Raw genomic sequence first — 5,379 nt, forward strand, 5'->3', positions numbered from 1 at the left:
CCGCCGCGGTCGGGCGGGGGTTGAGGGGCGGGCGGGGGCGGCCAAGATCCGGCGCCGGAAAGGCGGGGTCTGGGACCACCAGGTCCACCGCCAGGACGCCTTCCTCGATCAGGCCCTTGACCACGCCGGCCGAGACCTGGGCGGCGCGGGCGAGTTCGGCGGGGGGGCCGGCGAAGGCGGCGGCCGCCGACAGAACCCGGTCGCGGGCCGGCGTGGACCTGGCCGGCGCCCGGCCCGTGAGGCGTATGGCCTTCACCGGTCGGGGCCGGGGCGCGCGGGCGCCGCGCAGGGCAATGGCCAGGGGCTGGCCCGGCGCATCCACGGCGTAGCGGGCCGCCCACTGGACGAATTCCAGGGTGGCCGGCGACAGGGGCGGCTCGTCCAGCCGGGACTCCAGGGGCTTTAGGGGGCGATTGCCGCCCACGGCCTCGCGCAGGCCCACCACCACCCCGCGCAGGGTGCGCGGCCCCAGGGGGGCGGCCACCTGGTCGCCGAGGGACAGCCCCATGCCGTCGGGCTCGGCATAGTCGAAGGCCTCCGGCAGAGGCATGGGCAGCAGAACCTGGGCGATGCGGCTCATGTCACGGTCCAAGGGTGGTCGATCGCCGCGCCAGGCGCTAAACACCGCCGTCCCACCCGCGCGGAGCAGAGGCCCATGCAGATCTTTCTCGACACCACCGACACGGCCGTCCTGAAGGAGCTGGCCGCCACCGGCCTGGTGGACGGCGTCACCACCAATCCGTCGCTGATCGCCAAATCCGGTCGTCCCATGCTGGAGGTCATCGCCGAGATTTGCGACCTCGTCGAGGGGCCGGTGAGCGCCGAGGTGGCCGCCGTCGAGGCCGAGGCCATGCTGGCCGAGGGCCGCAAGCTGGCCGGCGTGGCCCCCAATGTGGTGGTCAAGGTGCCCCTGACCAAGGCCGGGCTCACCGCCACGGGGCAGTTGTCCCGCGAGGGGATCCAGACCAATGTCACCCTGTGCTTCTCCGCCGCCCAGGCCCTGCTGGCCGCCAAGGCGGGCGCCACCTACATCTCGCCCTTCATCGGCCGGCTGGACGATCATGGCGCCGACGGCATGGAGCTGATCAGCGAGATCCGCGCCATCTACGACAATTACGACTTCGACACCGAGATCCTGGCCGCCTCCATCCGCACGGTGGGCCATGTGACGGCCTCGGCCCTGGCCGGCGCCGACTGCGCCACCATCCCACCCGGCGTCTTCAGCGATCTGTTCAAGCACCCGTTAACCGAGAAGGGTCTTGATCAGTTCATGAGCGACTGGGCCAAGACCGGCCAGTCCATCCTCTAGCACCTGGGGACCGCATGGACGGGGCGATGAGCGCGCAAGCGGCGCAGGACGAGGTCCGGCGCTTCCTGCTGGAAAATCCCGGCTTTCTGCTGGATGACCCGGACCTGATGCGGGCGCTTCGCCTGCAGCCCCTGCCCGAGAACGTGGTGGCCTTCGGTCCGGCGGCCCTGGCGCGGGTGCATGCGGCCCATCGCCGGGAATCGGCGGCCCGAAGGCAGCTGGAGTCCACGGCCCGGGCCAATTTCGCCGCCCAGGCCCAGACCCACGGGGCGGTCATCGACCTGCTGGAGGCGCGCAACCACGCCGACCTGGCCCGCCGGGTGGACGATCTGGCGCAGCTGCGCTTCGCCCTGGTGGCCGGCGCGGTGGCCCTGGAGGGACCCGAGCGGGCGCCGGCCGGCTGGCGTCCCCTGGTGGAGGGTCAGGTGGACCTGATCCTGGGCGGCCATCAGAAGCTGGCCCGCATGGGCTTCTGGGCGCCGGCGCTGGGCCTCTTCGGGGACCGCGCCGATCAGGTGAAGTCCATGGCCCTGGTGCGCCTGGCCATCTGGGAGCCGGCGCGGGAGGGACTGATCGCCTTCGGTTCGGCCGATCCCAACGGATTCACCGAGGACATGGGGGCCGAGCTGGTGGCCTTCCTGGCCCGGGTGGTGGAACGCACGGCGGAGCGGTGGCCGGTCCTCTGACCCTTGCGGCCCCCGCGCCCGAGGCGCTGGCGGCCTGGCTCGTCCATCTGGCGCAGGAGCGCCGGGTCTCGCCCCGGACGGTGGAAGCCTATGCCGCAGCCGTGCGTCGTTACCTGGACTTCCTGCAGCGTCACATGGGTCAGGCCCTTACCCTTGAGGCCCTGGGCCGCGTGGAGGCCGCCGAATTGCGGGCCTTCCTGGCGCACCTGCGTCAGGGGGCGGTTCCGCTGTCGCCGCGGTCCCTGGCCCAGACCCTCTCGGCGGTGCGGACCTTCCACCGGTTTCTGGACCGCCGGCTGGGCGTGGCCAACGCCGCGGTGACCCTGGTGCGGGGCCCGCGGGTGCGGCCCGGCGCCCCGCGGCCGGTCAGCGAGGTCCAGGCCCTGGAACTCCTGGAGCAACCTGGCCTTGATCCCGAACTCGATCCCTGGGAGGCGGCCCGCGACGCCGCGGTCCTGACCCTGCTCTATGGCTGCGGCCTGCGGATCTCCGAGGCCCTGTCCCTGCGCCGGTCCGATGCGCCCCTGCCCCGAACCTTCCGCATCACCGGCAAGGGCGGCAAGACCCGGCTCGTGCCCTTGCTGCCGGCCGTTCGCGAGGCGGTGGACGCCTATGTGGCGGCCCAGCCCTTCGCCCTGGCGCCGGAGGACCTGCTGTTTCGCGCTCGGCGGGGCGGCCCGCTCAGCCCGCGGCACGTCCAGGCCATGGTCCAGGGCCTGCGCCGGCGTCTGGGCCTGCCCGACAGCGCCACCCCCCATGCCCTGCGGCATTCCTTCGCCACCCATCTGCTGGGGGCGGGCGCAGACTTGCGTTCCATCCAGGAACTGCTAGGCCACGCATCGCTTTCCACCACCCAGAGATACACTCAGGTGGACGCCGAGCGGCTGCTCGCCGCCTACGCCAAGGCCCATCCCCACGCATGACCTGCCCTGTCCGACTGCGCCCCGTCATTCCGGCGGACTTGCCGATCTTCTTCGAGCATCAGCGCGACCCCAGCGCCAACCACATGGCCGCCTTCGGCGCGGCCGATCCGCAGGACCGCGCGGCCTTCATGGCCCGATGGGACAAGATCCTGAAGACGCCTGGCGTGCTCACCCGCACCGTGGTGGTGGCGGGCGACGTGGCCGGCCACATCAGCAATTTCGAGATGTTCGGGGCGCCCAACATCACCTACTGGATCGGCAAGCCCTGGTGGGGCCAGGGCGTGGCCACCGGCGCGCTTCGGGCCTTCCTGGAGGAATTCGCCACCCGCCCGGCCCAGGCTCGGGTGGCCAAGGACAATATCGCCTCGCTCAAGGTGCTGCAGCACGCGGGCTTCGTCATTCGCGGCCAGGACCGGGCCTTCGCGCCGGCCCGCGGCCAAGAGGTCGAGGAATATGTCCTGGTCCTGGAGCCGGCCGAGCTGGCCGCGGCCAGTTGAAGTCCGCTCCCTTGGTGCGCCCGGCCCGGCCGCAGGACGCCGACGCCATCTGGGCCATCCTGTCGCCGGTGATTGCGGCCGGTGAAACCTATGCCCTGCCCCGGGACATGAGCCGCGAACAGGCCCTGGCCTATTGGCTGGGCGATGATCGCCGCACCTATGTGGCCGAGGTCGACGGCGCGGTGGCGGGGACCTATTACCTGCGCGCCAACCAGGCGGGCGGCGGCGACCATGTGTGCAACTGCGGCTATATGACCGCGCCCTCAGCCCAGGGCCGGGGCGTGGCCCGGGCCATGTGCGCCCACTCGCTGGAACTGGCGCGGACCCTGGGCTTCCGCGCCATGCAGTTCAATCTGGTGGTCAGCACCAACACCCGCGCTGTCGCGCTCTGGCAGGCCATGGGCTTTGAGATCGTCGGCCGCCTGCCCGGCGCCTTCCGCCATCCCCGCCAGGGCGCGGTGGACGCCCTGGTGATGTTCAGGACCCTCTGAGACGGGCGATTCCGCCCGTCTCAGATCACCGGCCTGGAGGCTCAGGACTGCATGGTCCAGCCTTCCACCCCCATGGCGGCCTGACGACCGGCCTCGGACCGGGTGGGGTGGGGATGGCAGGTGCGGGCGATGTCCTCGCTGGCGGCCTTGAAGGCCATGGCCACGCAGTATTCGCCGATCAGTTCACCGGCCTGCGGGCCGACGATGTGGACGCCCAGGATCTCATCCGTCTTGGCGTCGGCCAGCACCTTGGCGAAGCCGTCGGTCTCGTGATTGATCTTGGCGCGGCTGTTGGCGGTGAAGGGGAACTTGCCGACCTTGTAGGCCACGCCGGCGTCCTTCAGCTGCTCCTCGGTCTTGCCGACCCAGGCGACTTCCGGGGCCGTATAGACCACGCTGGGGACCAGATTGTAGTCGACATGGCCGGCCTTGCCGGCGATCAGCTCGATGCAGGCCACGGCGTCTTCCTCGGCCTTATGCGCCAGCATGGGACCGTGGATGGCGTCGCCGATGGCCCAGACGCCCGGCGCGCTGGTCTTGAAGTGGTCGGTCTCGATGAAGCCGCGCTTGTCGGGCGTGACGCCGACGCTGTCGAGGCCCAGGCCCGCGGTGTAGGGCCGCCGGCCGATGGCCACCAGGACGTAGTCGGCCTCCAGCGTCTCAGCCTCGCCGCCGGCCACGGGTTCAACCGTGAGCTTCACCGCCGACTTGGACGTCGTGGCGCCGGTCACCTTGGCGCCCAGCTTGAAGGCGATGCCCTGCTTGGTCAGCGCCCGCTGGAAGGTCTTGGCCGTCTCGGTGTCCATGCCCGGGGTGATGCGGTCGAGGAACTCCACCACGGTCACCTCGGCGCCCAGGCGCCGCCAGACCGAGCCCAGCTCCAGGCCGATGATGCCGGCGCCCACCACGATCAGCTTCTTGGGCACTTCGGGCAGGGACAGCGCGCCGGTGGAATCCACGATGCGCTTGCCGTCGATCTCCACGCCCGGGAGGGGCGTGGGCTCCGAGCCGGTGGCGATGACGATGTTCCTGGCCTCCAGGGTCTGGACGGCGCCGTCGGCGGCGGTGACCTCGACCTTGCCCGCACCGGCCAGGCGTCCGGCGCCCTTCACCCAGTCCACCTTGTTCTTCTTGAACAGGAATTCGATCCCCTTGGTGAGCTGGGTCACAGAGTCGGCCTTCTGGGCCATCATCTGCGACAGGTTCAGCTTGGGCTTCACCTCGATGCCGAGGGTGGCGAATTCCTTGCCCATGGCCGCGTCATAGAGTTCGGAAGCATGCAGCAGGGCCTTCGACGGCATGCAGCCCACGTTGAGGCAGGTGCCCCCCAGGGTCTCGCGCTTTTCCACGCAGGCGACCTTCAGCCCCAGCTGGCCGGCGCGGATGGCCGCATTATATCCGCCGGGGCCGCCCCCGATGATGACGACGTCGTATTGGGACATGGGACTAGGATCCGTGGGTCTTGAGGGTCAG

The 5,379-nt window shown here is 70.8% G+C and carries 6 protein-coding genes and 1 pseudogene; 5 read left to right on the forward strand and 2 right to left on the reverse strand.

Going from position 1 to position 5,379, the window contains the following annotated elements:
• Positions 1 to 580: pseudogene (locus tag V7D28_RS13670) on the reverse strand (primosomal protein N'); the annotation flags it as partial.
• Between the two features lie 75 nt (positions 581 to 655).
• On the opposite strand from V7D28_RS13670, the gene fsa reads away from it, so the two are divergent.
• The 5 genes from fsa to V7D28_RS13695 are packed head-to-tail and all read left to right on the forward strand — an operon-like array spanning position 656 to position 3,906.
• Positions 656 to 1,309 carry a fructose-6-phosphate aldolase gene (gene fsa, locus V7D28_RS13675; RefSeq protein WP_333587937.1) on the forward strand — a complete coding sequence of 218 codons (654 nt, stop codon included), beginning with the start codon at positions 656 to 658 and terminating at the stop codon, positions 1,307 to 1,309.
• 26 nt (positions 1,310 to 1,335) lie between these two features.
• The gene (locus V7D28_RS13680; RefSeq protein ID WP_333587938.1) at positions 1,336 to 1,995 is read left to right on the forward strand and encodes a DUF484 family protein; all 660 of its coding nucleotides are present in this window, start codon (positions 1,336 to 1,338) and stop codon (positions 1,993 to 1,995) included.
• The gene (locus V7D28_RS13685; RefSeq protein ID WP_333587939.1) at positions 1,980 to 2,918 is read left to right on the forward strand and encodes a tyrosine recombinase XerC; all 939 of its coding nucleotides are present in this window, start codon (positions 1,980 to 1,982) and stop codon (positions 2,916 to 2,918) included. Before V7D28_RS13680 ends, V7D28_RS13685 begins: the two co-directional genes overlap by 16 nt.
• Positions 2,915 to 3,415 (forward strand): GNAT family N-acetyltransferase, encoded by a 501-nt coding sequence (locus tag V7D28_RS13690; protein ID WP_333587940.1) that lies wholly within the window; start codon positions 2,915 to 2,917, stop codon positions 3,413 to 3,415. The genes V7D28_RS13685 and V7D28_RS13690 overlap by 4 nt, the downstream gene beginning before the upstream one ends.
• Positions 3,416 to 3,429: 14 nt before the next feature.
• Positions 3,430 to 3,906 carry a GNAT family N-acetyltransferase gene (locus V7D28_RS13695; protein WP_333587942.1) on the forward strand — a complete coding sequence of 159 codons (477 nt, stop codon included), beginning with the start codon at positions 3,430 to 3,432 and terminating at the stop codon, positions 3,904 to 3,906.
• Positions 3,907 to 3,947: 41 nt separating this feature from the next.
• Here V7D28_RS13695 and lpdA read toward each other — a convergent pair whose 3' ends face one another.
• A complete protein-coding gene (gene lpdA, locus V7D28_RS13700; RefSeq protein ID WP_333587941.1) occupies positions 3,948 to 5,348 on the reverse strand; it encodes a dihydrolipoyl dehydrogenase in 1,401 nt (466 codons plus the stop codon).
• Positions 5,349 to 5,379: the final 31 nt, after the last annotated feature.

It is taken from the genome of Phenylobacterium sp. (genome assembly GCF_036723115.1).
Taxonomy (GTDB): Bacteria; Pseudomonadota; Alphaproteobacteria; order Caulobacterales; family Caulobacteraceae; genus Phenylobacterium.